25 protein-coding genes are annotated in these 25,407 nt (G+C 58.0%); 14 read left to right on the forward strand and 11 right to left on the reverse strand.

Annotated elements, in window-relative coordinates:
- Window positions 1-205 precede the first annotated feature (205 nt).
- Both QWU00_RS01810 and QWU00_RS01815 read left to right on the forward strand, forming a co-directional pair.
- Window positions 206-1,180, forward strand: coding sequence for a 2-hydroxyacid dehydrogenase (locus tag QWU00_RS01810; RefSeq protein WP_035377635.1), 975 nt, complete (start codon window positions 206-208; stop codon window positions 1,178-1,180).
- 11 nt (window positions 1,181-1,191) lie between these two features.
- Window positions 1,192-1,383, forward strand: a complete 192-nt coding sequence (locus tag QWU00_RS01815) for a hypothetical protein (RefSeq protein ID WP_035377634.1) — start codon at window positions 1,192-1,194, stop codon at window positions 1,381-1,383.
- A 146-nt stretch (window positions 1,384-1,529) separates the two neighbouring features.
- On the opposite strand, the gene QWU00_RS01820 is transcribed toward QWU00_RS01815, so the two are convergent.
- Complete coding sequence (locus tag QWU00_RS01820; RefSeq protein WP_035377792.1) at window positions 1,530-2,363, reverse strand: EcsC family protein; 834 nt, start codon at window positions 2,361-2,363, stop codon at window positions 1,530-1,532.
- A 296-nt stretch (window positions 2,364-2,659) separates the two neighbouring features.
- Between QWU00_RS01820 and QWU00_RS01825 the strand changes: the two genes are divergently transcribed.
- Together QWU00_RS01825 and QWU00_RS01830 are read left to right on the forward strand one after the other, a co-directional pair.
- Entirely contained in the window at window positions 2,660-3,364 is a 705-nt protein-coding gene (locus QWU00_RS01825; RefSeq protein ID WP_035377632.1) for a hypothetical protein, read from the forward strand.
- A 74-nt stretch (window positions 3,365-3,438) separates the two neighbouring features.
- Entirely contained in the window at window positions 3,439-3,777 is a 339-nt protein-coding gene (locus tag QWU00_RS01830) for a TIGR01244 family sulfur transferase (protein WP_035377630.1), read from the forward strand.
- 91 nt (window positions 3,778-3,868) lie between these two features.
- Here the strand turns inward: QWU00_RS01830 and QWU00_RS01835 are convergent, their stop codons facing one another.
- Together QWU00_RS01835 and QWU00_RS01840 are read right to left on the reverse strand one after the other, a co-directional pair.
- Complete coding sequence (locus QWU00_RS01835) at window positions 3,869-4,288, reverse strand: EVE domain-containing protein (RefSeq protein ID WP_006557276.1); 420 nt, start codon at window positions 4,286-4,288, stop codon at window positions 3,869-3,871.
- A gap of 2 nt (window positions 4,289-4,290) precedes the next feature.
- Complete coding sequence (locus QWU00_RS01840) at window positions 4,291-4,584, reverse strand: YciI family protein (protein ID WP_035377627.1); 294 nt, start codon at window positions 4,582-4,584, stop codon at window positions 4,291-4,293.
- A gap of 166 nt (window positions 4,585-4,750) precedes the next feature.
- Between QWU00_RS01840 and QWU00_RS01845 the strand changes: the two genes are divergently transcribed.
- The 7 genes from QWU00_RS01845 to ccmI are packed head-to-tail and all read left to right on the forward strand — an operon-like array spanning window position 4,751 to window position 10,059.
- Window positions 4,751-5,524: a heme ABC transporter permease gene (locus QWU00_RS01845; RefSeq protein WP_006557274.1), complete on the forward strand. Its 774-nt coding sequence runs from the start codon at window positions 4,751-4,753 to the stop codon at window positions 5,522-5,524.
- A complete protein-coding gene (locus QWU00_RS01850) occupies window positions 5,521-5,682 on the forward strand; it encodes a heme exporter protein CcmD (protein ID WP_006557273.1) in 162 nt (53 codons plus the stop codon). The genes QWU00_RS01845 and QWU00_RS01850 overlap by 4 nt, the downstream gene beginning before the upstream one ends.
- Window positions 5,679-6,218, forward strand: a complete 540-nt coding sequence (ccmE, locus tag QWU00_RS01855; protein WP_035377624.1) for a cytochrome c maturation protein CcmE — start codon at window positions 5,679-5,681, stop codon at window positions 6,216-6,218. The genes QWU00_RS01850 and ccmE overlap by 4 nt, the downstream gene beginning before the upstream one ends.
- Window positions 6,219-6,268: 50 nt before the next feature.
- Complete coding sequence (locus tag QWU00_RS01860) at window positions 6,269-8,254, forward strand: heme lyase CcmF/NrfE family subunit (RefSeq protein WP_035377622.1); 1,986 nt, start codon at window positions 6,269-6,271, stop codon at window positions 8,252-8,254.
- A complete protein-coding gene (locus QWU00_RS01865) occupies window positions 8,251-8,832 on the forward strand; it encodes a DsbE family thiol:disulfide interchange protein (protein ID WP_035377620.1) in 582 nt (193 codons plus the stop codon). Before QWU00_RS01860 ends, QWU00_RS01865 begins: the two co-directional genes overlap by 4 nt.
- Window positions 8,829-9,323, forward strand: coding sequence for a cytochrome c-type biogenesis protein (locus tag QWU00_RS01870; protein WP_035377618.1), 495 nt, complete (start codon window positions 8,829-8,831; stop codon window positions 9,321-9,323). Before QWU00_RS01865 ends, QWU00_RS01870 begins: the two co-directional genes overlap by 4 nt.
- Before the next feature lie 4 nt (window positions 9,324-9,327).
- The gene (gene ccmI, locus QWU00_RS01875) at window positions 9,328-10,059 is read left to right on the forward strand and encodes a c-type cytochrome biogenesis protein CcmI (RefSeq protein ID WP_035377616.1); all 732 of its coding nucleotides are present in this window, start codon (window positions 9,328-9,330) and stop codon (window positions 10,057-10,059) included.
- Between the two features lie 540 nt (window positions 10,060-10,599).
- Here the strand turns inward: ccmI and QWU00_RS01880 are convergent.
- Both QWU00_RS01880 and QWU00_RS01885 read right to left on the reverse strand, forming a co-directional pair.
- Window positions 10,600-11,127, reverse strand: coding sequence for a hypothetical protein (locus tag QWU00_RS01880; protein ID WP_035377612.1), 528 nt, complete (start codon window positions 11,125-11,127; stop codon window positions 10,600-10,602).
- 300 nt (window positions 11,128-11,427) lie between these two features.
- Window positions 11,428-11,802, reverse strand: coding sequence for a YidB family protein (locus QWU00_RS01885; RefSeq protein ID WP_035377610.1), 375 nt, complete (start codon window positions 11,800-11,802; stop codon window positions 11,428-11,430).
- Window positions 11,803-12,059: 257 nt separating this feature from the next.
- Here QWU00_RS01885 and QWU00_RS01890 point away from each other — a divergent pair, with 257 nt between their 5' ends.
- Together QWU00_RS01890 and QWU00_RS01895 are read left to right on the forward strand one after the other, a co-directional pair.
- Window positions 12,060-14,240, forward strand: a complete 2,181-nt coding sequence (locus QWU00_RS01890) for an FUSC family protein (RefSeq protein ID WP_035377607.1) — start codon at window positions 12,060-12,062, stop codon at window positions 14,238-14,240.
- Between the two features lie 255 nt (window positions 14,241-14,495).
- On the forward strand, window positions 14,496-16,673 hold the full coding sequence (locus QWU00_RS01895) for an FUSC family protein (RefSeq protein WP_262411410.1): 2,178 nt from the start codon (window positions 14,496-14,498) through the stop codon (window positions 16,671-16,673).
- A 282-nt stretch (window positions 16,674-16,955) separates the two neighbouring features.
- On the opposite strand, the gene QWU00_RS01900 is transcribed toward QWU00_RS01895, so the two are convergent.
- Window positions 16,956-17,969, reverse strand: a complete 1,014-nt coding sequence (locus QWU00_RS01900) for an ion channel (protein ID WP_035377604.1) — start codon at window positions 17,967-17,969, stop codon at window positions 16,956-16,958.
- Window positions 17,970-18,142: 173 nt separating this feature from the next.
- Here QWU00_RS01900 and guaD point away from each other — a divergent pair, with 173 nt between their 5' ends.
- A complete protein-coding gene (gene guaD, locus QWU00_RS01905; protein WP_035377790.1) occupies window positions 18,143-19,477 on the forward strand; it encodes a guanine deaminase in 1,335 nt (444 codons plus the stop codon).
- Window positions 19,478-19,573: 96 nt separating this feature from the next.
- Here guaD and QWU00_RS01910 read toward each other — a convergent pair whose 3' ends face one another.
- The 5 genes from QWU00_RS01910 to QWU00_RS01930 are packed head-to-tail and all read right to left on the reverse strand — an operon-like array spanning window position 19,574 to window position 25,383.
- A complete protein-coding gene (locus QWU00_RS01910; protein ID WP_035377602.1) occupies window positions 19,574-20,506 on the reverse strand; it encodes an outer membrane protein assembly factor BamD in 933 nt (310 codons plus the stop codon).
- On the reverse strand, window positions 20,503-21,453 hold the full coding sequence (locus QWU00_RS01915) for an MlaD family protein (protein ID WP_035377600.1): 951 nt from the start codon (window positions 21,451-21,453) through the stop codon (window positions 20,503-20,505). The genes QWU00_RS01910 and QWU00_RS01915 overlap by 4 nt, the downstream gene beginning before the upstream one ends.
- Complete coding sequence (locus tag QWU00_RS01920) at window positions 21,453-22,154, reverse strand: P-loop NTPase family protein (RefSeq protein WP_035377599.1); 702 nt, start codon at window positions 22,152-22,154, stop codon at window positions 21,453-21,455. Before QWU00_RS01920 ends, QWU00_RS01915 begins: the two co-directional genes overlap by 1 nt.
- A 2-nt stretch (window positions 22,155-22,156) precedes the next feature.
- A complete protein-coding gene (locus QWU00_RS01925) occupies window positions 22,157-23,050 on the reverse strand; it encodes an MlaE family ABC transporter permease (RefSeq protein WP_035377597.1) in 894 nt (297 codons plus the stop codon).
- A complete protein-coding gene (locus QWU00_RS01930; RefSeq protein WP_035377595.1) occupies window positions 23,047-25,383 on the reverse strand; it encodes an adenylate/guanylate cyclase domain-containing protein in 2,337 nt (778 codons plus the stop codon). Before QWU00_RS01930 ends, QWU00_RS01925 begins: the two co-directional genes overlap by 4 nt.
- Between the last annotated feature and the right edge of the window lie 24 nt (window positions 25,384-25,407).

Here is a 25,407-nt window from a genome sequence, read left to right on the forward strand (position 1 = left end):
CGGCTTGCGGCGGGATGAGTTAGGCCTGAGCCCGAACACCCGGACAGAAGCAGACACCCCCGGCAGATAGTCACTCAAATGTTTACAGGCATGCACAACTCAGCGCTTTGCATTCCGTTTTGAGCACCTCATGGTTTTCCGCCGGGTTCATGCTAGTCTGCCTGCACGGAAACTCAAATCTGTCTCATCAGCAAGGTCTGTCCATATGTCTGATACCAAACCTCGTATTCTTCGCTCCGTCCGTCTGCTGAACGCTGCTGAAAAACGTATCGAGACAGATTTCATTGCCCCACCGCCGCCCACTACGCCGCTTGATACCGCCGCCATTCTCAAACTGGCGCATGAATTTCAACCCGTTGCCATTCTGGTCACTCATCATTCTCCGCTGAAAGGCGCTGATGTCGCGGCCCTGCCGGAAAGCGTAAAGCTGATCGCCACCGTAAGCGTAGGGCTGGACCATCTGGATGTTCCCGCCCTGCTGGCCCGTGGCATTGCCGTCTCCAACACGCCGGATGTGTTGACCGACTGCAACGCAGACCTTGCCATGATGTTGATTATCGCCGCCTGCCGCAGGGCTGCGGAGTATTATACGCTCATGAAGAAAGGCTGGGGGCACACCCTCGGCATGGATGAAATGCTAGGCCACCGCGTAACGGGTAAAACGCTTGGCATTATTGGCGTGGGCCGCATTGGGCAGGCCGTTGCCCGCCGCGCACGCGGGTTTGAGATGAACGTGCTCTACCACAACCGCCGCAGGCTGGACCCGACACACGAGCAAGGGGCCACCTACTATGAAAGCCTTGAGGACATGCTGCCCAAATGCAACATCCTCAGCCTGCATCTGCCTGCTGCCCCGTCTGGCGGACCCATCATAACCGCCCGCACGCTTGCCCTCCTGCCGCGTGGCAGTGTGCTGGTGAACGCGGCCCGTGGTGCGCTGGTTGATGAAACCGCTCTGATTGATGCCCTCCGTTCTGGTCACCTGTTCAGTGCAGGGCTGGATGTTTATCAGAACGAACCCAACCCTGACCCGCGTATTCTGGCTCTGCCGAACGTGTTCATGACACCCCATGCGGGCAGCGCCACGGTTGAAACCCGCACAGCCATGTGCATGCTCGCGCTGGATAACGTGACGGCCCTTGTTGCGGGCAAGCCTCTCCCCACCCCTGTTACCGCCTGAGAACCGCCACTATGCCCCTTACCCTGCGTCTGACCTGCCTGATTGGTATTGGCGTCTGCACTCTGCTGGCGTTTTACGCCCCCCACTATCATCTGACAGCAGAGATTGTGGGCGGCGGCATGCTACTGATCGCGCTGGTTGCCACCGTCATTCTGGATGAAACCCCACCTGCGCCCAAGAAAGCCAAGCAGGAACAGGCATAAATCCTGTCTGGGGAATAAATCTTTCGCGCTGAAAGGATCATCATCCTTCCGGAACGCTTCAACTAAAAAAAGGCCACCCGTACGTCCGGGCGGCCTTTTTCTATCAAGCCATTGCCAGTGAAGTGCTGGCCATCTTGTTCAGCACCTTATTCCGGTTTGGCCCGTGCATGAACCTGCTCCCGTAGCGCCACTGCCGTATCCCGCACAACGGGCCCATGCTCACGCTCAAGCCGCCGAATGGTGAAGTGCGCACGCGCCAAAGCCCGATAATGATTCAGGAATGCGGTGTTCAGAGAGGCCCCGCAAAGAGCACCCGCAACGGGCATAAGCTGAAGGGAAACTTTCTGCCCCAGTGCAAGCCCGTAATGAGAAGCCACTTCCGCAATCAGCATCACAACAGGCCGGCCCCGCAACAGGGCGCGGGCGGAGAAATAGCCAAGCTCGCTCTCATCGCCCTGCCGCACATTGGGGAACGCCCGCAGCGCAAACACTTCCAGACACGCACGACGCGCATCCGGGTCAGACAGATCTTCCCCTTCCTCCCGCGCAATCCGGCCGATTTCACGCATGATGGTTAAAGTGGTGAAACCGATATCCGGAGCCAGCCCGGCCAGCCCGGCAAAGCCGCCGACAGCACCGGACACAGCAACCGCTGCCTGAAGGGCTGGTGTGCGCCATGCCTTGGTTTCCACGGCGGCATCTTCTGTCGGGCGCAGGCCGAGGATGGCGACATCAAACGCCCGCGCAATGGAGGCCTCAGCCAGCCCGCGCAGCTTGTCTTCCATAGTGGGGGCCATGCCGAGCCCACGCAGTCCAAGCCGCGCGGCATGCCCAACCGCGCCACCCATCAGGTCCGCCAGCCTGACGAGCACGCCCTTGCCGGATTCAACCTGTGCCAGCGCCTGCTCAAGTTCGCCCAGATCCTGTCCGGTCAGCTTGAGGGAGACAATATCGCTGCCCGGCCTATCTACTGTGCTCATCTGTGCCCTTTCCGCTTTGTATCCGCCCTGCCTGACCATAACGCGCAGGGCCGTGGCGCTGTACGCGCCCTTTTGTCTTTACTAATAGGAAGCATAATTATCATACCGGCCATGAAAAGCGACATGACAGCCCCCCAGCCGTGCTTGCATCACGCATCTGCCTATAAAAATGCCTGACACGGGCATAAGTTGCCCCCGCCCCGGTAAACACAGCGTTGTAACACGTGCCTGAAAGACTTAGACAACAGGCACCACTTCCCGCCTGCGCAGAGACTGCGCCATCTAGGAGTCGAGCAATGTCAGTCACGGTGCGTTCTTCCGCTTCCTCCCCCACCCGGAAGCCATTCAAGTGGGGAGCAGCCTTGCGTGTGGTTACTGTTCTGTCCGCTTTTGGCATTGCAGGCTGTGCGGAATCACCTGAACAGAAGGCCTATCAGCAGACTCTGCAAACCGCGCAGACTGACCCCAATTTCTGCTATTCCAACCGTTATGACGGCGTTCTGGCAGAAGCATGGCAGCGCGTGCACTCCACACAGGGCAATGGCCAGAAGGATAAAACCCCGGCAGAGGCAGCGCCGTTGCCCGCAGTTTCCGTAACAGGCGCTACCGCCATGCCGGAACTCAGCGTGCCGCCCTACAGCCAGCGCTCCTGCCGCCTGAGCGTGAAAGTAGGAGACGCCGCACCGGAGACAGGCTTTCTGACCTTTACCTATCTGGTGCGCGATAATGTGACCAAATCCGCTCTGGCCGAATGGCACCCGGATACGGAAATCACGGAAAAATATGATGCCCTGATGGAAAAGATCAAAGCAGGCGTGGACATGAATAACCCGGACCTGAAAGCCTGCATAACCCGCTACCCTGCCTTCAACGCTCCCTCTTCTGACCCGATGGTGCAGAAAGCAGCCGTTGATCTCCGTGCCCATCTGGTCCGCCGTTGTCTTGCAAACAGGGCTGCCCTGAAAAACTTGTATTCAGACCTGTATTTCATTCATCGCTGAGGGCGCACGCTTTCAGCTTGCATAGCCCTGTACTGTGTCCAGACAGGGCCCTTCCATGACAGGAGTTATTGTTCATGACGCAGTATCGTAGCCTCTCCCCTGATTTTGCCGTGGCTCCCCAGATCACCACAGCAGAAATTCCCGCCATCAAGGACGCCGGTTTCAAGACCGTGATCTGCACCCGTCCAGATGGAGAAGACCCCGGCCAGCCGTCTGCCGAAACCATTGGTGACGCCGCCCGCGCCGCCGGCCTTGCCTTCATTTCCATCCCGGTTGCGGCGGGTCAGGCCCCCTCTTCTGATGCCGTGATTGAAATGCAGGAAGCACTCAACACTCTACCGGGGCCTGTCTTCAGCTATTGTCGCTCCGGTAATCGTGCAGGCCAGTTGTGGGCCCTTGCCACACAGGGCTGAGCGTCATCCGCGCTCACGATTAAGCACAAAAAAGGCGGCACCTGATGGGCCGCCTTTTTTGTGACTTCTGACTCTTGCAGAGCGTGTGCTTTCAGGCTGGCTCCTGCCAGCCGCCCATCTGGCACAATACCTGCCAGTGCGCCTCGGACACCGGACAGACAGAGAGCCGGGACTGCCTGACTAGGGCCAGTTCTTCCAGTTCAGGACTCTGCTTGATCTCCGCCAGTGTAACGGGCCGAGGCATGGGGCCGATGGCCTTGACATCCACACAGACCCAGGCCCCGCTTTCCGCCGTGGGGTCCGGATAGGCTTCACGCACAATTTCAACCACACCCACAATGGCCCGCTGCACGTTGGAGTGATAGAAAAACGCGCGGTCGCCCACCTTCATGGCAGCAAGGTTTTTCTTGGCCTGATGGTTCCGCACCCCGGTCCAGGGTTCGACATCGTTTGCAACCTGCTCATCCCAGCTAAAGGCGTCAGGCTCGCTTTTCACCAACCAGAAGGCCATGGCTATTCCGCCAGCGCGCCATCACGGAACACAGTCCGCAACGGGCGCACAATCACGCTTTCAAACAGATTAACCTTTGCATAGGGATCTGCTGCGGCAAAACCTTCGGCTTCCGCACGGTCCTTTACGTCTATCAGAATCAGGCTACCGCAAGGCTTGCCATTAATATCCAGTTGCGGCCCGCCAAACTGAATACGTGCCTTATACTGCTCCAGAAACGCCAGATGCTGTTCCCGCGTGGCCATACGCGTTTCAAGCGCGCCGGGGCGGTCTGTACAGATGATGGCAAACAGCATGTCTTCCTCCGTTGTGTTGTAGAGGCAGGACGCCCATGAACAACGGCCTCGTGTCAAGAGGCTTATAATGATATAGGAGAGAGCCCGAGCACACTTATCCGCGCCCCCCATACAGCCGGATGATGTTGCGGCTCATCTGGTTGTGACACACGAAACGGACTGACATTTGAGCGCCTCACCGACCCTTGTCGCGCGTACTGGTAGTTTCTTTCACCGGTATGCCAATCCCGGCCGGTTTCTGAAGCTGGGCGCACGCATCCAGCCCTGGCTGACATGGACCGCGCTGCTCTTCACCCTCGCAGGGCTTGGGTGGGGACTGTTCTATTCCCCGGCTGACTGGCAGCAGGGCGATTCCGTGCGCATCATGTATGTGCATGTGCCCGCCGCCATTCTGGCATCCAGCGGCTATGCGGCGCTGGCAGTGTGCGGCCTGCTCTCCCTTGTCTGGCGGCATCCGCTGGCAGACCTCGCAGCCGTGGAGATCGGGCCGGTAGGCGCGTGCATTACCGCACTCTGTCTGGCCACGGGCTCCCTGTGGGGTAAACCCATGTGGGGCACCTGGTGGGTGTGGGATGCCCGGCTGACCTCCGTGCTGGTGCTGTTTTTCCTGTATCTGGGCCATATTGCCCTGATCCGCGCATTTGATGATCCGCAGCGTGGCTACCGGGCCGCCGCCATTCTGGCTTTGGCTGGCGCGGTTGATCTGCCCATCATCAAGTTCAGTGTGCAGTGGTGGAACACTCTGCACCAGCCAGACAGCATCACGCTGACAGGTGCCCCCACCATGTCCAGCAGCATGCTGTGGCCGCTGGCTCTTTCCATGATCGGCATTTCTCTTGGGTTTGCTGCCATCGTGGTGGCGCGTCTGCGAGCAGCAGTCATGGAAAACCGTATCCGCAGCCTGCTCTCCAGCCCCCGCCGCCGTGGAGGCGCTGCATGACACACCTTCCTTATATTCTTGCCAGCTACGGGCTGTTTGCTGGCATGGCGCTTGTGCTGTCCGTTGGTGCGGCCCTGCGCCTCAAAAAAGCCCGTGCCCGGCTTGCCACGCTTGAACGCACTTCCTCCCGGCCTTCAGGAGCCCCCCTCACTCCATGACCCGCAAGACCCGCCGCCTCTGGCTTATCATTGCCTGCGTTGCCTGCCTTGGAGCCGCCGCGGCCCTGATGCTCCGGGCGTTTTCCTCCGATATCGTGTTTTTTGTCACGCCCTCCCAGGTTGCAACCAAACCGCCACCGGCTGACCGCACCGTGCGGCTGGGCGGCATGGTGGTGGCTGGCTCTGTCAAACGTGAAAAGCACGGTGAAACACCCGTTGCCCGTTTTGATGTGACCGATGGGCAAGCCGCCGTAACCGTGCGGTATGAAGGCATTCTGCCTGATCTGTTCCGGGAGGGGCAGAGTGTTGTGGCCGTGGGCACCATGCAGAAGGAGGGCTTTGTGGCCAGCGAGGTTCTCGCCAAGCATGATGAGACCTACATGCCCAAGGAAGTAGCCGAAGCCCTCAAGAAGTCAGGCAAATGGGACCCCCGCTTCGGGCCGCCGCCCAGTGCCGCAAGCTGGAACAGCATGACCGTGCAGGACGCGAAAAAAGATCTTTCCCCCAAAGACCCCGCAGCGCCCTCCACCAAATAAGCCCTTCTTTTCATACCGTTACCCAGAACACCGGGAGTCACCCCCCTGATATGCTGAGCCCCGAACTCGGACATTATGCCCTGGCACTTGCCTGTATTTTTGCTGCTGCACAGGGCATCCTGCCTCTGATTGGCGCACATCGGCGGGATAGACGTGTGATGATGCTGGCACCGGGGCTTGCCCTTGGTCAGCTTTTTGCCCTTGTGGTGTCCTTCCTGTGTCTTGTGAACGCTGCTGTTACGGATGATTTTTCCGTACAGAACGTGGCGGCAAACAGCGCTGTCACCAAACCGCTTCTGTATAAAATCACGGGTGTATGGGGCAACCATGAAGGCTCAGTGCTCCTCTGGGCACTTATTCTAGGCATTTGTGGCGCTGCGGTTGCGGCCTTCGGGCGGAACCTTCCCTCTGCCCTGCGGGCGCGCGTCATTGCCGTTCTGGGTGCCGTCGCCGCCGGGTTTGAACTGTTCTGCCTGACCACATCAGACCCATTTGCCCGCGTGTGGCCTGCCCCCATGGATGGGCAGGGCATGAACCCCCTGTTGCAGGACCCCGGCCTCGCCTTCCACCCGCCCATTCTCTACACGGGCTACGTGGGGTTTGCGGTGCCTTTCGCGTTCGCCATCGCCGCGCTGATGGAAGGCCGGGTGGATGCCGCATGGGGCCGTTGGGTGCGCCCATGGGCCGTGGCGGCATGGTGCTTCCTGACATGCGGGATCGCCCTTGGCTCTTGGTGGTCCTATTATGTGCTTGGCTGGGGTGGCTACTGGTTCTGGGACCCGGTGGAAAACGCATCCCTCATTCCCTGGCTGACCGGCACCGCGCTGATTCACTCCGCCATTGTGGTGGAAAAGCGTGAGGGACTGAAAATCTGGACCGTTCTGCTGGCCATCGCCACGTTCTCATTCTCTCTGTCCGGCACCTTCCTTGTGCGCTCGGGCATTCTGAATTCCGTGCATGCCTTCGCTAACGATCCGGCCCGCGGCATCTTCATTCTGGGGCTTCTGGCACTGGTCATCGGCGGCTCTCTGGCGCTGTTCGCCTATCGAGCACCATCGCTGACGGCGGGTGGCCTGTTCGCCCCGGTCTCGCGTGAAGGTGCACTGGTGCTGAACAACATCCTGCTGTGCTCCATCTGCGCAGTGGTTGTCACCGGCACCATGTATCCGCCCTTCATGTCCCTGCTGTTTGACCGCACCATTTCTGTTGGCAAACCGTTCTTTGATGCCACCACCATTCCGTTGGCGCTGCCCCTGTTCATCTTCATGGGCTTTGGCCCCATGCTGCCATGGAAGCGCGCGCAGTTATGGCCGGTGCTTCAGCGGCTCTGGCTGGCCGCCATTGTCACCGCCATTGCGTTTCTGGTGGCTGCGTTTGGTGTGTCCGGTCTGCTGCCTGTGCTCTCCTGTGGTGTCGCGGTATGGATCATTGCCACCAGCATTACAGATATTACAGAGCGCGTGCGGCTGTTCCGTATGCCGCTGGCTGGCAGCCTGCAACGCGCCCGCATGCTGCCCCGCTCCATTTTTGGTACGGCTCTTGCTCATGCCGGTGTGGGCATTACCGTGCTGGGGCTGGCAGCCATGTCTCAGGCCCAGCATAAAATTGTGGAAGTGCCAGTGGGCACCACCGAGCATCTTGCGGGCTATGACTGGACCCTGACCAACGTAACGCAGGAGCCCGGCCCCAACTATTCCGCCCTTGTTGCCACCATTGAAATCCGCCACCACGGCAAACTTGTGACCGTGATGCATCCGTCAAAACGCAGCTTCAACAGCCAGAACCAGACCACCACGGAAGTGTCCATCCACACCAATCTGCTGGCCGATCTGTATGGTGTGTTAGGTGATAAGCACGGCACGGATGCCGCCCCCACATACGTGTTGCGGCTGCATTACAATCCGCTGGCGCCATGGATGTGGCTGGGGGCATTGGTCATGGCCATTGGCGGTGCGCTTTCCCTGTCTGACCGCCGCATGCGCGTGGGCGCGCCCCGCCGTGCCAAACTTTCCGCAGAAACGGTAACAGCAGCATGAGCACCTCCCCTCAAAACGAGAACCTCACCCGCCGACGGCTGATGATGGGCCTGCCTCTGGCCGGGGCTGCCGTGCTGGGTGTGGGGTTCTGGAAAATGCTGGCAGGCATGCAGCACGGATCCTTCAATCCGCATGACATCAATGCGCCGGTGCTCAACCGCCCGGTACCAGACTTCACCCTGCCCGACCAACCGCCCGGCCAGGGCTTTAGCGCACAGGATCTGCGCAGCCTGACCAAGCCGGTTCTGGTGAACTTCTTTGCCTCCTGGTGCATTCCGTGTCTGGCTGAAATGCCTACACTGATGAGCCTGAAAGACGATGTGACCCTCTGGGGCATTGCCTACAAGGACCGGCCTGAAAACGCCGCCAACTTCCTGAAACATTCCGGTAACCCCTTCACCCGTCTGGGTAGCGATCATGAAGGTCGCGTGGGGATCGAATGGGGTATTTCGGGCGTGCCTGAAACCTTCCTGATTGGCCCCGGCGGCATTATCCGCTGGCACACGGCCTCTCCACTGGATGTTGATACCATCCGCAACACACTTGCCCCTCTGCTTGAAAAGCTGAAAACAGCATGAGCCGCCTGCGCCTGACCTCCCTGCGCCGCCTTGTCCCGGCGTTTCTGATCGGCCTGAGTGTGCTGCTGGCCCCGGCTCTGGTGATGGCGGTGGATGATCCATCCGAAATGCTGCCAGACCCCAAACAGGAATCCCGCGCGGAAGCCATTGGCTCCCAGTTGCGGTGCCTTGTCTGTCAGAATGAATCGATTGAAGACAGCAGTGCAGGACTGGCGCGGGACCTCCGCCGCGTGGTGCGTGAACATGTGGCCAAGGGCGAAACCAACAAGCAGATCATGGACTGGATGGTGGACCGCTACGGCAACTTCATCCGCCTCAGCCCGCCGCTTTCTGTTGGCACTCTGCTGTTATGGAGCATGCCGGTTCTGGCCCTGCTGCTTGGCCTGACACTGGCATTCTTTGCCTATCGCCGCCGTGCCGCTGCCCCTGCGGCTCCGCCCCCGCTTTCAGACGAAGAAAAGGCCCGTCTGGCCAAGCTGACAAAGGACTGAGCACATGATCTGGCTCTCCATTGCCCTGTTAAGCCTGCTGGCTCTGGCCCCGGCGGCCATACCGCTGTGGCGGCGCACCCGGCAGGTGCGGGATGAACGCAGCGCGGCCCTCGCCCTGCACGAAGCCCAGCTTTCTGAAATTGACCGTGATCTTGCAATCGGTCTGATTGCCCCAGCCGAGCATGATATTGCGCAGCTGGAAATCCAGCGCCGCATTCTGGTGGCGGATACCGCACCGGCAGAAGCAGCAGACGCCATTTCTCCCACTTTGGTCTGGGTCGCGCTCGGGCTTATTCCTCTGGTGGCCGTAGGGCTTTATCTGACCAACGGTGTGCCATCCCTACCAGCCCAGCCTCTTGGCCCGCGTCTGGTGGCACAGCATGAGCAGAACACCAAGAATGACACCATTCTGAACAAACTGAAGCAGACACTGGCACAGTTGCCAGCGGACGACCCCAATCTGCGGCAGGGTTACCTGCTTCTGGGGCAGGCTGAAGCCTCTCGCGAACATTATGCAGAAGCCGCAGCGGCGTGGCAGCATGCGCTTGATCTGAGCTTTGACCCAGAAATTGCCGCCCGCACCGGGGAAGCTCTTACCCGCGCAAACGGCCACGTAACGCCAGAGGCTCTCGCCCTTTTCCGCAAAGCACTGGACGCCGCCCCCAAGGATGCCCCATGGCGTGGGGCCGCACAGGCCCGCATTGCCCAAGGCGAGCACGATCAGGACAACCCCTGAGCCGCCACCACAGCGGAACAGCCCTAGCAGCAGACCAAAAAGCCGGGACCATTATGGTATCCCGGCTTTTTCTTTGCCTAACTCTCATCCCGGAAAAGCAGCCCAAGACGCTGTTCCCGAACACGGACGAGGAAATCTCTATGCAGGGCATAGCAGCGTCAGAGCAGTTTTCTTTCTCACCGTTGCCAACGTGCGCTTTCTGCCAGCAGATTGAGCCGCCCCACCTCTCCGACGCGCGCTTTGCCTCTTACGATCCTGCCTTAGATATCTTCCAAAACGTCAGAAGGCATTGTGGGTTGGCAAGAAATTTTTGAGGCTAAGAAAGCGAACGTGAAAGCTTGGCACGGTGGCCATCGAGACGAAAAACCCCAAAGGATTCCGCCACGAAAAGCCCTCCCTAACATGGCAGATCGTTTCAGCCCCTCATTTTCATGAAAACCGCACAGGCATTGGACGCACCTGATCAAGCGCCTGTCAGCAGGCACAAAAAAAGCCGCACCTCTGTGCGGCCTTCCTTGAATGAAAACGGTGTTTTGCGCCCTAACCCGTGCCAACCTCACGCAGATGCGCTCTGGCCCAGATATCTTCCCGCGCGCGGGCCTTAGGCGGTCGCGGCTGACAGGAAATGAAATACAGCCCCACAACGAACACAAGATTGGAGAGCGCATTGAACCACATGGCGATGCGAAAAGGCGGCGGTGTCGTGGATGCCTGATACAGCACATACAGGGTGAACGGAATGGAAACCAGCCGCACCCCCTGCAACATGTAACGGAAAGGATTAGGCCGCCCCGGCTTGACCAGCACGCGCATGCGGCTCAGCCCGATGAAGAACGTTACACACAGGCACCACACCAGCACATTGAAGGCCATGTTGGTGAAATCCATCATGCCGCCAAGAACAAAAACCGCGATAATGGAAACAGCCGAAAACAGGAGGGAGCCCAACTGAAAGCTCATGCCCACTTCAAGAGCAGGAAGCCGCTCGGGCAGACGGTCAGCCAGAGGCTGGCACACATCATCCAGCAGCCAGCTATCCACTCGGGTAATACGCTCGCCTAGGTTCATCTCATCATCATAACGGAATATGAAGACAAACGCACCTGCTGAATTCGACCGGACCGTCCCTACTCATTTAGGATACGTCCTCCGACATCACTCTCCCCTCTCAGGAGAAGAACTCCCAGCTTTTTCATACGCGGCACAGAAACAGGCCCTATCGGCTCCCTCACCCCATGCAAGAAGGAAACCATCCCTCCTTGGAAAGGTCGTATCGACAGGAAGCCGTAGCGCAAGAGACCCGTACTTTTCAGGCCTTGAGAACGGTCCTTGCCGCCCATCGCTTTAAAAGCGGACGGCAGATGTTTTTCAGGCTTCCTTGGCGGGGGGCACCTCGGCAGGAACTTCACCTGCGGGTGTGGTTTTATCCACGGCTTCCGGCAGATAGTGCGAGAGCGTGGTCAGCACGGTATCAGCCGGCAGGCCAGTACGGGCTACCAGATCATGCACAACAGAGCTACCTAGAATTTCACGGATTTCATCCGTCGTAGCTGGCAGGTTTTCGCCATGCCCAATCCAGGAACGCACCTTGTCACCCAGCCCGGCCTGATCAGCCTGTGCCAGAATAGCCTGAAGGTTTTCCGGCTGGAGCAGTTTTTGAAGCTGCTGTTGCAGTGCGCCCTGCAAATCCACCCCCAGCGCGCTTTCCACCTTGCCAACCAGGTTAGAAAGGAAATCGGACATCTAGACTTTCTCCGCTTGTCTGTATTTCTGCACCCGTTGCCCGGTAGAACGCTTCCGCACCTACCAGCGCATTTCATCATGGACCAAATAGCAGACATATGCGAGAGCTATAAACGCGATAGCTAGACCATCCTGCGGCAGACCGTAAGAAGCCGGTTGGCTGATATGCATCTGACACTACAAGGAAATTTTCGGGAATCGCGCTACTTTCCTTCTCAGACACGCACCTTCCAGCCGTAGCCAGTAAAGTATCCGCTTTGCCAAGCCTTCCGCTCTTCCTTCTTGATCGCATTGGCCCCCTGCGCCATTTCCGCCCCCTCCGGCGGCCCGGGCAGCAGGGCGCAGGGCGTCTGCAATGGCTGTTCGCGCCATCCCTCTCCGCTGTGGGCTTTGCTGTGCGCACCACCGCAGCCGCGCTGATTGCTCTGGTCATCGCTTTGTGGATGGAACTGGATGACCCGCAATGGGCCGCCATGACCGTCTGGATTGTGGCGCAGGGTTCACGCGGGGAAAGTCTTTCCAAAGCACGGTGGCGTCTGGTGGGCACGGCAATAGGGGTGGTGATGTCCATTACCCTGATTTCCGCCTTCATTCAGCAGGCGTGGCTTTTCTTCCCGGCACTGGCCATCTGGGTAGGTGTCTGCTGCACTCTGGCTACCATTGTGCGCAATTTCCGGTCCTACGCGCTGGTTCTGGCCGGTTATACCTGCGCCATTATCGCCATTGGGGCCATCCCCAACCCGGCCAACGTGTTCATGACGGCCATGTCCCGCGCCACATACATTGTGCTGGGCATTGTCTGTGAAAGTGCTGTGGCGGGGTTGTTCGCACATAATCTGGCCGCCACCGCCCGGAAAAACATCCGTGATAAGCTACGCACCGCGCTGGGGAACGTCTCGAACTCTGTCGCAAGCCTGTTGTCTGGTGATGATGAAGCTTTGGTGCAGTCCCGCGCCATGTTCGGCCCGCTGCTGTCCATCAATGACCAGATCGAATTTTCAGAAGTGGAAATGGGTCCGCACGGGCATGAGGGAGATCACGCCCGCGCCGCGCTGGCCGCCGTTTCCGTCCTGCTATCACGCGGGCTGGGCATGGCCGTACGCCTGCAATGGCTGGATACAGATCAGGCCGCCTTTCGGGAAACAGCCACGCGGGTCAGCACCTTTCTGACGGGGTTGGCCCCTCAACTTGAAACAGATGAGACGGTCCAGACGCTGCTGCGTGATCTTCAGCTTCTGCGCGCCGGATGTCGGCAGCAGATTGTCGATGCCCTGACGGCTGAAATCAGCACACCGTATGAGCAACGCACGGCTGAAAACATTCAGGTTCTGCTGGATGGCCGTATCCTGCACAATGCGCTGGATGAGCTTCTGGGCGAGCTGGAGCAGGCCATTCGGGAATATGATGCCAGCCAGCATGTGATCCGGGGGGATCACTTCCATTTTCGTTTACAATCTCACGTTGATAAACGTGAAGCTGCATATAATGGTATCCGCGCCACCGTGGCCATTGCGGCTGCGGGCTTGGTGTGGGAGGTCACGGCGTGGCCCGCGGGGCTGGGCTTTATCACGTTTGTCGCCATTGTGTGCGGCCTGTTCGCCACGCGGGAAAACCCGGTTGTTGCCACCACCCAGTTCATGGTTGGAGGTCTATGGGCGGCTTTTGTGTCCTTCTTTCTGGTATTCTGGATCCTGCCAACTCAGGCAGATTATGAAATGCTGGTGGCCACTCTTGCCCTACCCATGATTGCGGGTGGACTGGCTGCCCGTAATGCGGCAACCGCCCTGCATTCCGCCGCCTACACCCTTCTGCTGCCCAACTTTGTGCATCCTCTCAACCAAGGCCGACAGAATGAGGTTGCATGGTTCAACTCCACAGCCGCTGTGCTGCTTGGGGTGGCGTTTGCGGTTATCGTGTTCCGTGCCATTCTGCCCTTTAACAGCGGTGCGGAACGGTGGCGCATGCGGCGCACACTGCTGCGAGACCTTCGCACGTTGGCCTCCGCCGAGCCCATACCGCAAACACGGGACTGGATTGGCCGCAATATTGACCGCTTTGCCCGGCTGATCCGCCACGCAGGCCCTACCCCCAGCCCCACCATTGAAGGCTGCCTGCAAGGCACACTTGCCGCCATGACCATCGGGCTGAACATCATCCGCCTGCGCGTTCTGCTGGAACGCAACCAGATACCCCCCTCAGCCCGCCGCCCCATTGAACTGGTCATGCAGCGGATGAGCCGTTTTACCGGTAAATACGGCCGCACTGCCCGCTCTGCCCGCATTGCCACACAAACGTTGCGACGCATTGAAGCCGTAGAACCCAACATCACCACCCGTATCGAACTGACACGCGCAATTGCCTATCTGATTGTGGTCTCACATGAGCTGGATGCCAACGCGGTATTCCTTGATGCGTCCAAGCCTTACCGTGCTGTGTGAAGCAGCACTTGAAAGTCTATCAGAACAACGCGCCTGAATAGTTGCGCCCGTAACGTATTTTTGCAGGCGCGTTGTTTTTACACTGGCAAACGTGAAATATCCTTTCAGATCTGCCGCCCCCTATTTTGAAATTCCCTCGTTTTTGAAAAACTATTTTAATATGCGCCGGGCACTCACTTTTCTGTTATAACAACAGGAAGGAGGACTGATTGGTTCGTGTACGCATTTTCTTTCTCTAACCGCCTGCCCCTGCGTTTGCGGACATGGATCATCAAAGCAACCGATGGCCTGAAAGGTTTGCCAGAAACAGCCCCTCTGGCATGGCTTGTTGCGCCTTCTCCCAGCAATCTTGGTTTTGCCGTCAGAACAACATGCGCAGCATTACTGGCATTGACAATTGCCCTGTGGATGGAAATGGACAGCCCTCAATGGGCTCCAATGACGGCTTGGATTGTGGCGCAGAACTCTCGCGGGCAAAGTCTATCAAAAGCCAAGTGGCGTCTTACCGGCACCTGCATCGGTGCTATTGCTGGCGTTACGTTTCTGGCCGCTTTTCCTCAAAGCCCGTGGTTACTGTTTCCCAGCCTTGCCCTTGGGGCGGGGCTATGCTGCGCCTATGCCACGTTTTTACGAAACTTCCGCTCCTATGCGTTGGTTCTCATTGCCTTTACCTGCACCATTATTGTGCTGAGCGCTGCCAACCAGCCTGACAATGTGTTCATGATCGCGCTCTCCCGCACCACCTATATTACGCTGGGTATTCTGTGCGAGAGCGCTTTGGCCTTGTTATTTGCGCCACGGCTTGATCGTGTAGCCAAACAGGAAATATGCACGCGGCTTCAGGATGCGTTGTGCGGGGCCTGCCGTAGTATGACAGACCTTCTGCTGGGCCAGCAGGACGGACTGTTTCGCTCACAGGCCCTTATGGGGAGCATACCATCACTGGCGGATCAAACCGAGTTCAGTGATATCGAAATGGGGCCGCATTCTCACGCAGGAGATCACGCGCGTGCCGCACTTGGGGCCATTTCCACGTTTCTCTCCCGCGGCCTTACACTACACATTCATATGCAGGCCGCAGCCCCGCTTCCTGACACTTTCCAAACCCTGCTTCGCAAACTGTCTCTGTTACTCAGTCAGGTTCCAAACCAGATCAAGAGTGATAACCCTGTTGGGGCCGCTATCGCCATCCGGCAGGAATTTACCCGCTACCGCACAGATTGCCTGCAACGGTCCGTTGATGATCTGATCGCGTTTGAACAGCTCAGGATTCAGTCAGACCATCCGACACAGGCCATGCGGGACTTGCTGGAAAGCCGTATTCTGGAAGCCGCATTGGCCAAACTGCTTTTGGAACTGGATATTGCGCTTGCGCATTTTATTGCCACGCAAACGCCCGTTTCCAAAGATCACTTCCGTTTTGACCGTCACCCAGAAAAGGATTTCACACTCGCCCTGAACAACGGCCTGCGCTCCGCAGCCGCCATCTGTATAGGCGGCCTGTTATGGGAGATAACAGCATGGCCTGAGGGTTCGACCGTTGCCATGTTTGTGGCTGTTACCAGCACCCGTTTTTCCTCTTTTGAAAACCCGGTTCAGGCGTCCAGCGGCTTTCTGAAAGGGGCCGTATGGGCTGCTTTTGTATCCTTCTTTCTGGTCTTCTGGATTTTGCCAGAACAGGCCAGTAATGAAACATTGCTGGCGTCTCTGTTTTTTCCCATGCTGGTTGGCGGGTTAGCCCTCCGTGCGCCAAACGCTACGGGCACGGCTGCCGCCTATAACAATTTTCTGCCGTTTATGGTTGGCCCGGCAAATCACACCCGCATGGATGAGATCATGTGGTTCAACACAACGCCTGCCGTGGTGTTTGGCATTGGGCTGGGCGTGTGGGCGTTCCGGCTGGTGCTTCCCTTTGATGCTGCGGCTGAGCGGTGGCGTATCCGCCGCAAACTGGTGAGGGATCTCCGTGCTCTTGCTACCTCTGAAACGGCTTTTTCTACATCTGACTGGATTGCACGCTCTGGTGGCAGACTGGCGCAGATCATCCGTCATGCTGGCTCAAAACCGGATGCCGTAACGGAAGCCTATCTGGCGGGGGCCATGGGGCTCATGTCTGTCGGTTTACTGGTCCTGCGGCTGCATCATGTGCTGGCTTACAAGGATTTACCGCCAGAACTGGCACAGCCTTTGCGTGCTGTTCTGCACGCCATTGCGCATCTACGTGGGTATTCCCTCGCGCCTGCGCAAACGGCCTCTGATGCTCTGGAAAAACTTCTGGCCGCGACACTGAAAGAAAAAAATCTTTCAACGCACCTTGAACTGACCCGCGCCGTCAGTAGCCTGGAAGTCATGCGCAAGGAACTAGCTCAAAATGCCGTTTTTCTTGACACCACAAGACGCTTTCATGTTCCTTCTGCCCAGAAAATACCCTAGGCATCAGGATTCTACGCACCTCAATTTAAGAAAATGATGCTGTACAGCAAAGCCATGCCGTAAAAGGGCGGGCGCCTTACATTCGCGTGCTCTGTTTTATATCTTTCAGCAAGCCTTCAAATGGCCGAAATGAGCCTCTTCAAAGAGGCCTAAGTGGCAAAAAGAGGGAGGCCTGCCGCATTATGCCTCCCTCTCTTGAAGAATACTGTCAATACTCAGTAAAGAGATACAGAAACGAAAACGGCCCTTTATCACCCTAGATCTTTGATAAATCGTCACACATCAGTGCTCTTCAATATCGTGAAAACGCGTGTAATCCACAGCAATGCGACCATCCGGGCGCGATGCAACAATATCCACAAACCGATGGTTATGGCGCACGCGGTCAAAGCGGTAGGCCGTCCGGGCGAAGACGGTCTGCCCGAGAGCCTCATCCGTTCCGGTTACTGTCACCACAATTTCAGCTTCTTCGTGCTCAAGTTCCGCAACTGTCTTGCCATGCAACGGACTTTCTGGCCCGATCACATGCGCCATCACAAAGGCAAACCGTAAAACGGGTACGTGTGACTGCACCAGAAGCAGTTGATCAAACCGCCGCACCAGGTGACCATTTTCGCTCACAACCAGACGTGAGAGCGCAATTTCAACATCTACGGACAAAATCACGCTAATCCGCAAATTGGCAATCCGGATACACAGAGCGGGAACACCGTTTTCATTACTGATAACAGCGGTGTTGCTAAACATGATACGCGCACGCGGCCGAGCAAAACGGGCAAAGACAACCCCGGTTGCCAGCGCGTTGATCATCATGCCCACCAGCACTTCAAACGAGACAACTGTATCAGCATACAAACCAACGGGGGCCATGCCCCCATACCCCACGGTGGAGAGGGTCTGCACACTAAAGAAAAACAGGGAAAGCAGGGTGTGCTGTCCGTCCCCTGTCACCTGTTCTGGCGCAAACCAGTACAACACGGCAAAAAACAGATTGATCAAAAAATAGGAAATAACAGCGGTGTAGGTAAAAGCAGCCCAGCTTGCAGTCAGCGCGTGATGGTAGAGGTCTGTCCAGACACTATCCCGCAGCCCGACGCGCACCACATCACGGTGGCTTTTTTCTTCAACCAGCGCATGCGCCCGGAAGCGCTTGACGGCCTCCTTGGTTGTGAAATGAATTTTCTTTTCACCCTTCTGCCCTCCCCCTGCTGACGGAGGAAGTTCATCCAGCTTGGTGTAGCGGGCTTCCTGTTTTGCCTCGCGTTTCTCTTTCAACCGCTGCCATAAGCTCTTCATGTCCGCTCTTCCCGTGCCGGAGCCGCCATGTTCCCGCCATGGCCACGCGCAGGCACGGTGATACACCCGCAGCTTTTGCCCCGCTCCGGCCATTTACGCATGGAACCGTTGCGAAAACCCGCGTAACAAGAGTGAGATCACACCTTACCCTCTTTGATTATCCAGGAGCCTGTATGCCTGCCTCTGCCCGTCACGCCGCTTTACGCGGGTGCGTTCTCTCGTTTCGCGCCAATCCTTTCCTGACCGAACCGGAAGAAGCGCTTCATGTGGAAGAGGACGGCCTGATCCTGATTACGGATGGCAAGATCACGCATTGCGGACCATACAGCCAAACCCGCTCCTTCCTGCCTGCTGGCGTTTCCGTTACGCATTATCCCGGCAAGTTGATCAGCGCCGGGTTTGTAGACAGCCATGTTCATTATCCCCAACTGCCCGTTATCGCATCTTGGGGGGAAGAACTGCTGGCCTGGCTGCAACAATATGTTTTCCCGGCAGAGTCCCGGTTTTCAGACAAGCAGGTGGCACAAGCGGTTGCCAAATCCTTTCTTTCCGAACTGCTGCGCAACGGCACCACCACCGCCGCTGTGTATTGCACGGTACACCCTGAATCCGTTGAGGCATTCTTTGAAGAGTCTGAGCGGCTTGGCACCCGCATGATTGCCGGCAAAGTGCTGATGGACCGCAACGCGCCCGATAACCTGCGTGATACCGCCCTTACCGGGTATGAACAGTCCCGCACCCTGATTGAGCGCTGGCATGGCAAAGGGCGGCAGCTTTACGCCATAACCCCCCGTTTTGCCATTACCAGCACACCAGAACAGCTTGAACTGGCGGGAGACCTCTACCGTAGCCGGGATGATCTGTTCATGCAGACCCACCTTTCCGAAAACCGGGAAGAAATAGCCACGGTTGCGCGCCTTTTCCCCAACAGTAATTCCTATCTGGATGTGTATGATAAAGCCGGTCTGGTTGGCCCGCGCGCCATCTTTGGCCACGGCATTCATCTGCATGAGCATGATTTCCAGCACTGCCATGATACAGGATGCGCACTGGCCCATTGCCCGACATCCAACTTTTTTCTGGGGAGTGGCCTGTTCCGACTGTTCGACGCAAAAGCCGCCAAGCGCCCCGTGCATGTTGGGCTGGGAACAGACGTAGGCGCTGGCACCAGCCTTTCCCTGCTGGCAACCATGGGAGAAGCCTACAAGGTCTCCCTCATGGCCTCGCCTCAACGGCTCCACGCTATTCAGGCCTTCTGGCTGGCGACCCGAGGGGGGGCAGAAGCTCTGCATCTGGAAGACCGGATTGGCAGTATTGCGCCCGGCATGGAAGCTGATCTGTGCGTGCTGGACCCTCAGGCCACCCCACTGCTGGCCCTGCGTACCCATGAAAGCAAAACTGTTGCGGACATGCTGTTTGTGCTGATGACACTGGGAGACGACCGCTGCGTAGAAGCAACGTGGGTGAACGGCCAGTGCGTGCATCAACGCTCTCAGCCAGACGCTTAATGCCATCGTTTTAAAAAAGGCTTGTTATCGCTCCCATCCTGACAAGGCGCGAGAAAGTAGGAGCGATGACAAAAGCGACTGAGCGCTGCGCGCTTTCTATTGCTTGGTGTCGTCAGCCTCAAACGGATGCAGGGAAACTCCGCCCGCCAGACGAGCCCACTGTTCAGCATCCGTTTCTGCCGTGCGGGTACCGCCCTTGGCCAGCGCACCATGGGCCACTGTTGCTGCATCCACTTTACCAGCGGCATTTGCCTGAGTGGCCGCACTTTGTGCAGCCCGCGCCCAAAGGGCAGCCGCGTTCTGGTGATCTCCAGCCCGCTCCGTTGCGGTGGCCGCCAGCGCCAAGGCGCGTGACATATCCCGATAAGAGGCATCATCCCGCCGCAGATCTGCCGCGTTCTGTGCAAGCTGGGCCGCTTGTGCCGGGTTGGACACCAACAGAACCCGCGCCGCAATCTCGGCCTTGTCCGCCTGCATGGAGCGCGAAAGCGGTGGCTTCATGCCTTGCAGATACACGTTCGCCTTCTGAAGGGCTGCGCTATCTCCCCCTTCCGAAGCCGAGAGGCCAGCCACAAAGGCCGCCCGACTGGCGAGCGCTGCCTCTGACGCGCCCATAGCCTGCTCCGCCAGCGCAACAGATTGCGGATACTGCTTCAGCCGATAATCAGCCGCAGCCTCCACCAGATCAAACGCAGCGTGCATCCCCTCACCGCGAACACGCGCAGCCTGCCGCGCGGCTTGGACCGTGCGCACCGCATCCGCTGGCTGGTCAGCCGCAAGCTGGGCAACTGCCAGATTGTAGCCTGCCTCGGCCGCTGCTTTTCCATCATCGCGCATCAGGGCCAGATCAGCCGCTTTCCGATACTGGGTAATGGCAACGCTATAGCGGCCCAGATCAAAGGAATCCTGCCCCGCTGTCATGGCCTGATCCCACTGGGCATCGTCTCGAGCAGAGGGCGCTTCCTTGGTGCCGCCGCAACCCGAAAGAAGCAGCGGGCCAAGCAGCATCACGGCATGCAGGCGCTTCATGGCCGCACCTGCCGCGGTGCGAGGCGCGTCTTTTTCTGAACCTTCGAGCCACCCAGCAGCCACATGCCGCGTAACTGGTCAGTCAGCTTTTCAAGCCCATACAGAGTGGTTTGCGCCTGCGCCAGCAGAGCGGGCAGATCTGCCGTGCTGGCCTCCATATTGCTCGCAATGGCAGGCAGATGCGGCGTAGCGCCTTTCAGATCCTTGGACGCTGACCGCAGATTTCCCATGGTGGCATCTGTCTTGTTCATGACGCCGGAGATCTGTTTTTCAATGGGTTTAAGCCGGTCAATAACGGTATTGAGCGAGACGGCAGCCGCCTGCGCCTGACGGATCAGTTCATCATTGGTCATCAACTGCCCAACGGTACCTTTGCCTGCATGCATATCCGTAATGGTGGCATCAAGCTGCGCCATCATATGCCGGGCACTGGCAATAGCGGGCATGATCTGGGCCTGAATATCGTTCAGGGTGGCAGTGATCATGTCTGCGGGGTTTGGTGCTGGCGTGGCGCTGATAACCGCGTAGCTCCAGTCCATCGGGTCGCCATGGCCTTTGTTCAGTTCCAGATAGGCGGCCCCTGTCACAATAAACTGTTTGCGGATAACAGCCGTGCTATCCCTCCGAATGAACGGTTTGGCCTGTGGGTCCAGATCAACAATGGCGTACATATCGCCCGAGGGATTCAGTTTGACGGAACGGATGGTCCCGGCATGGGCACCCAGAAGCTGCACATCGCCCCCAACTGTCAGCCCCCCCACCCCACCGGCAGGCAAGGTCACCCGCAGCGTGGCAGGAGGTGTCAACCAGTCTCGCAACACCCCGGCCTCCACCACGGCACCGGCAAACAGCACTACGCTGAGAAGCACGAGGAAGCCCACCCACTCATCCGCATAACGGAGAGAGATCAGCGGTTTTATTTTCTGTCGTAAGCGGATCTGGAACATTACCCCGTCCGTACTGCTACAAGCCCGTCATCGGCAAGACGCCACATACTGGTTACACCCTGCTGGTAGCCCTGCCATATGGCATTATTGCGCACCAGCCAGATAACACCTGCCCCCTTGTCCCGCGCATCTGTCAACGCGCTCAGAAACGCGCGTTCAAGTTCAACGGGACTTGCTTCCAGCGGGTCTTCCAGAAGCAGCAAACGGGGGCGTCCCATAAAAGCCCTGACACACCCCGCCCGCAGGAGATCTGCCGAGGATAACAGACCGGGCCGCAAAACAGGCAACCCCGGCAGCCCAAACTGCTCGCTCAGGCGCGCTGCCTCTGCCACCACCTCATCCATGGGGCGGTTGGTATGATGCAACTGCTGCAACGTAATGGCCAGATGTGTGCCTAAAAACGTGGGCCAGCTTGCCCTGTGGGTTATGCGGCCAATCCGCCCACGCAGGGCATTCACTTCCCTGTCATGCAGTTCTGTCCAGTCCAGCCCCATAAATTTTACGGAGCCTTCATCAAGCGGTACCAGGCCGGAACACATATCTGCAAACTGGGTTGCGTTTTCAGGATCACGCGCCTCAACCACCACGCACTCCCCCGGCATGACACGCATACTGAACGGCACGGGAGGCAGGCCGCTTTCCTCAAAGGAGGGCACCGCCTTGTTCAATTCCAGCAGGGGGCCAACGGTCCGTATATCCATGCCTACAGGTCCAGACTGAACAGAACGCTGACAGCCATGACAATCAGCAATCCACGGGAAAAGCCGCGCGGCAGAAGAGTGCGCAGGTTATCCTCGTTGGTGGCGGTCAGACCTGTCAGACAGCCGCCCAGCCCCACCACAAATCCTACCGTAATGAACTTGAGCGGAATGATCAGGTAATCCGCCGGGGACATGGCCACCACCACATCATAAAAGAAGGTCCAGACCGGATTGGTTATCACCCCGGAAATCCGGCTGATAACGTAGCCTGTCAGCAATGCTGCGAAAGAGAACAGTATGCCTAGTGTAAACCCGCCCAGGGTGAAGGCCAAGGTACGGGGCATAACCAGCAGCAGGCACGGATCAAGCCCCTGTGCCTGCATGGAGCGCACCTGCCCGCCGGTGGTCAGCAGCCCCAGCTCTGTTACGGACAGCATGCCATTCCGCCCCAGCAGCAGAATACCCACAAGAATGGGCGCGATTTCCCGGATCACCACGTTGATCAGAATGGAGCCGGTCATTTTGGCAAGGCCAGCAAGACCCAGCCAGTAAATGGTTTGAGAAACCGCGGCCACACCCGTGAGCGTACCGGAAAACAGGGTGGCAATAAGGCCGCCACCTACAACGCTGTTAAGGGTGACGCCAAATTCATAGCGCACGGTTCTGCGCCAGGAATGAGAGCGAAAACTTTCATAAATAACGCCCCAGGACGCTCCCAGCATGATGAGGAAAAATCGGGCCTGATGGCGAGTCATACGGCCTATCAAGGCCAGTTTTTCCCTTAGCCATTCATGCAGCACAAACGGTTTGCGGCCACGATGCGGAAGGGCATCCGCTTCCAGAATGGGGTCACGGTCTCCCCCGCCCTCCCGTGGAGTAAGGTTATCCTCGCTCATCGGCGTGCCGCGAGAACATAGGCCTGCCCCAAGCCAAGGTGCGGCGCAAAGAATGCCCCTCGGCTACGGAACAGATAGCGGTCACGCAGCACGGCATACACCCGTTCCGTAACCTGAATGGTGCCGGCATCCGCCGCACCCTGCGCCATCAGTTCGGCCAGAGAAACGGTTTGCCCCCACAGGTTGAACACCTGCGGGTCTGCCCCAACTGGGCCGCCAAAGGCTGCGCCGTAATCCAGCCCCATGGTAAACACAGGTTCAAGATCAGCCGCGGCAAGGGCTGCCATCAGGGTTTCACGCATGGTCAACGCCGCATCCGCCATGCGGATGATGGCTGTGGGATCTTCCTCTGCCGCGCAGCCCGCCATGCAGATCAGGCGATGTCCGGCCACTTCCACCGCAAACAGCTTTCTTTCCTGCGCAATACGCTGCACATCAGACGCAAGCTGGTTAATCAGCTTGAGCAGCGCTTCTGTTTCAGCCTCTCCATCCACAACCGGATCAGAGAAGGTGATGACCAGAACCGCCACAGCCGGATAGATACCAGACGCGGTAACTGCCGCAACTTCGGGCGCACGCATAAGCATGTTGTCAAACTGAGTGGCCGGTAGATCAGCCGCCTGCTGCACCGCGAGCGCGGCGTGATCCGCATTGCTCTGTGTGCCATGCTCTGCATCAGGCGCATTTTGCTGCGCAGCCGCAAGGCGCATGCCTGCAATGGCGGTTACAAGATCAACAAAATAGACCAGATGCGGGGCCATGTTTGCATCTTCCAGCACCACAGCCCCCATGACGCTGCCTGCCCCATGGATGGGATAAACCGCAAGCATGTGCGTACTGGCCTCACGCATCACCAGCCGTTCAAACTGAGAGGTACGCTCATCCACTGCGGCGTCTGGCACGGTAAAGGCCTCACCTTCTTCCACTGCCTTGAAGAACGCATCCAGTTCAGAACGCGACATTTCAAAACCGCCGGAATGAGCATCCTGCCTCTGATCATAGGAATCATTACAGACCATCGCCGAGCCATCATGCAGGAACCGCCAGATACTGGCCCGGTGTGCATTGGTGACATGGGCAAGCTGCTCCGTGAGCACGAGAGAATCATTGGTCGGGTCAAACAGTCGGGGGGTGGCCGCCACCTGCTGCACGGCTCCCGTTTCATGCGTGATCTGGGCATTTTGGCGTGCCAGCAGCCGCGCATTACGTTCAGACCGACGCACCTGACGGATAAGCAGCCCGGCCAGCACCAGAGAGAATGCAATAATGACAGCTGCAAACTGAAGGCTCTGCTGGCTGCTCTGCTTGGCAAAGCTGGCAAAATCGCTTTCGGGGGCGGACAGTAACAGAATCCAGCCTTCGGATGAGCCGGGAAGCGGTGCGGCAATGGTGACGTAACGCTTCTTGTTCAGGCTAAAGCTGCGTGGTCCAAATCCGCGCACCCGATAATGGTCATATCCGCGCGCAAATACCGGATGCGTTTTGGGGTCCAGCACCATCTTGTTGGGGTCCCACCCTGCGGCCTCGGCAAGCTGCATCAGGTTCCGCCCGGCCATGACACGGCCTTTACTGTCCAGAACAATGGCGTTGCCGCTTTTACCCACCTTGATGTGGTCAAGAAACGTACTGAGCTCGTTCAAGGAAATATTGGTGGCAAACACCAGCGTATGACCATCCTGCCCCTTAAAGCGCAGGGAGCTGGTCATGACAAACTGCTTATCTGTGGGGAAGAGATAAGGCTGCGTCCACTTTATCTCGTTACTGCCTGCCGTGTTCTGATACCATGGGCGTGTGCGGGGATCATAATCCTTGGCATCATCATCGGCCTCACCCGTCTTTACACCCTCAATTGTATAATAGTCGTGGTGAAAAACCTTTCTGCCACCCTTTACCTGCAGAGTGGTACGCTCCTGCTCCTTCCCATCCTTGCCATGGCGGGTGATCAGAACAAAACGACCGGCATCATCTGCCAGATAGAAGGACTGAAGCTGCGGCACACTGCGCAACATGGCTCCGCCGTAGGAGTAGAAAACCTTATCCTGCACCGCTGGCGGCACATGCTCTATCATGCCACTGGCAATAACGTTCCCGGCAGACGCGGGCATGATGTAATCAGAAACTTCCTGGGCAATGTAATGCTGTACGGCGCCCAGCAGTTCGTGTGTGAGGGATTCTACCCCGGCGCGCGTGGTGCGGTAGGAATGCACACCAATCACAATAACGGCCACAATACCCAGAACAAGCGCCAACAAAGGCAGGACCAGATGCAGCAGTACACGGCGCACGGAAACATCGTGCTGGAGGGTCGGATCGACTATCTCATCAGAAGACACGTGACATTTTCCACTGACTTACTG

Source organism: Acetobacter tropicalis (assembly GCF_030644465.1).
GTDB lineage: Bacteria > Pseudomonadota > Alphaproteobacteria > Acetobacterales > Acetobacteraceae > Acetobacter > Acetobacter tropicalis.

What these genes read in the sequence shown, in the direction of transcription:
- QWU00_RS01810 (WP_035377635.1), top strand. Translation starts at nt 206, where the DNA reads ATGTCTGATACCAAACCTCGTATTCTTCGCTCCGTCCGTCTGCTGAAC.
- QWU00_RS01815 (WP_035377634.1), top strand. Translation starts at nt 1,192, where the DNA reads ATGCCCCTTACCCTGCGTCTGACCTGCCTGATTGGTATTGGCGTCTGC.
- QWU00_RS01820 (WP_035377792.1), bottom strand. Translation starts at nt 2,363, where the DNA reads ATGAGCACAGTAGATAGGCCGGGCAGCGATATTGTCTCCCTCAAGCTG.
- QWU00_RS01825 (WP_035377632.1), top strand. Translation starts at nt 2,660, where the DNA reads ATGTCAGTCACGGTGCGTTCTTCCGCTTCCTCCCCCACCCGGAAGCCA.
- QWU00_RS01830 (WP_035377630.1), top strand. Translation starts at nt 3,439, where the DNA reads ATGACGCAGTATCGTAGCCTCTCCCCTGATTTTGCCGTGGCTCCCCAG.
- QWU00_RS01835 (WP_006557276.1), bottom strand. Translation starts at nt 4,288, where the DNA reads ATGGCCTTCTGGTTGGTGAAAAGCGAGCCTGACGCCTTTAGCTGGGAT.
- QWU00_RS01840 (WP_035377627.1), bottom strand. Translation starts at nt 4,584, where the DNA reads ATGCTGTTTGCCATCATCTGTACAGACCGCCCCGGCGCGCTTGAAACG.
- QWU00_RS01850 (WP_006557273.1), top strand. Translation starts at nt 5,521, where the DNA reads ATGACACACCTTCCTTATATTCTTGCCAGCTACGGGCTGTTTGCTGGC.
- ccmE (WP_035377624.1), top strand. Translation starts at nt 5,679, where the DNA reads ATGACCCGCAAGACCCGCCGCCTCTGGCTTATCATTGCCTGCGTTGCC.
- QWU00_RS01860 (WP_035377622.1), top strand. Translation starts at nt 6,269, where the DNA reads ATGCTGAGCCCCGAACTCGGACATTATGCCCTGGCACTTGCCTGTATT.
- QWU00_RS01865 (WP_035377620.1), top strand. Translation starts at nt 8,251, where the DNA reads ATGAGCACCTCCCCTCAAAACGAGAACCTCACCCGCCGACGGCTGATG.
- QWU00_RS01870 (WP_035377618.1), top strand. Translation starts at nt 8,829, where the DNA reads ATGAGCCGCCTGCGCCTGACCTCCCTGCGCCGCCTTGTCCCGGCGTTT.
- ccmI (WP_035377616.1), top strand. Translation starts at nt 9,328, where the DNA reads ATGATCTGGCTCTCCATTGCCCTGTTAAGCCTGCTGGCTCTGGCCCCG.
- QWU00_RS01880 (WP_035377612.1), bottom strand. Translation starts at nt 11,127, where the DNA reads ATGAACCTAGGCGAGCGTATTACCCGAGTGGATAGCTGGCTGCTGGAT.
- QWU00_RS01885 (WP_035377610.1), bottom strand. Translation starts at nt 11,802, where the DNA reads ATGTCCGATTTCCTTTCTAACCTGGTTGGCAAGGTGGAAAGCGCGCTG.
- QWU00_RS01900 (WP_035377604.1), bottom strand. Translation starts at nt 17,969, where the DNA reads ATGAAGAGCTTATGGCAGCGGTTGAAAGAGAAACGCGAGGCAAAACAG.
- guaD (WP_035377790.1), top strand. Translation starts at nt 18,143, where the DNA reads ATGCCTGCCTCTGCCCGTCACGCCGCTTTACGCGGGTGCGTTCTCTCG.
- QWU00_RS01910 (WP_035377602.1), bottom strand. Translation starts at nt 20,506, where the DNA reads ATGAAGCGCCTGCATGCCGTGATGCTGCTTGGCCCGCTGCTTCTTTCG.
- QWU00_RS01915 (WP_035377600.1), bottom strand. Translation starts at nt 21,453, where the DNA reads ATGTTCCAGATCCGCTTACGACAGAAAATAAAACCGCTGATCTCTCTC.
- QWU00_RS01920 (WP_035377599.1), bottom strand. Translation starts at nt 22,154, where the DNA reads ATGGATATACGGACCGTTGGCCCCCTGCTGGAATTGAACAAGGCGGTG.
- QWU00_RS01925 (WP_035377597.1), bottom strand. Translation starts at nt 23,050, where the DNA reads ATGAGCGAGGATAACCTTACTCCACGGGAGGGCGGGGGAGACCGTGAC.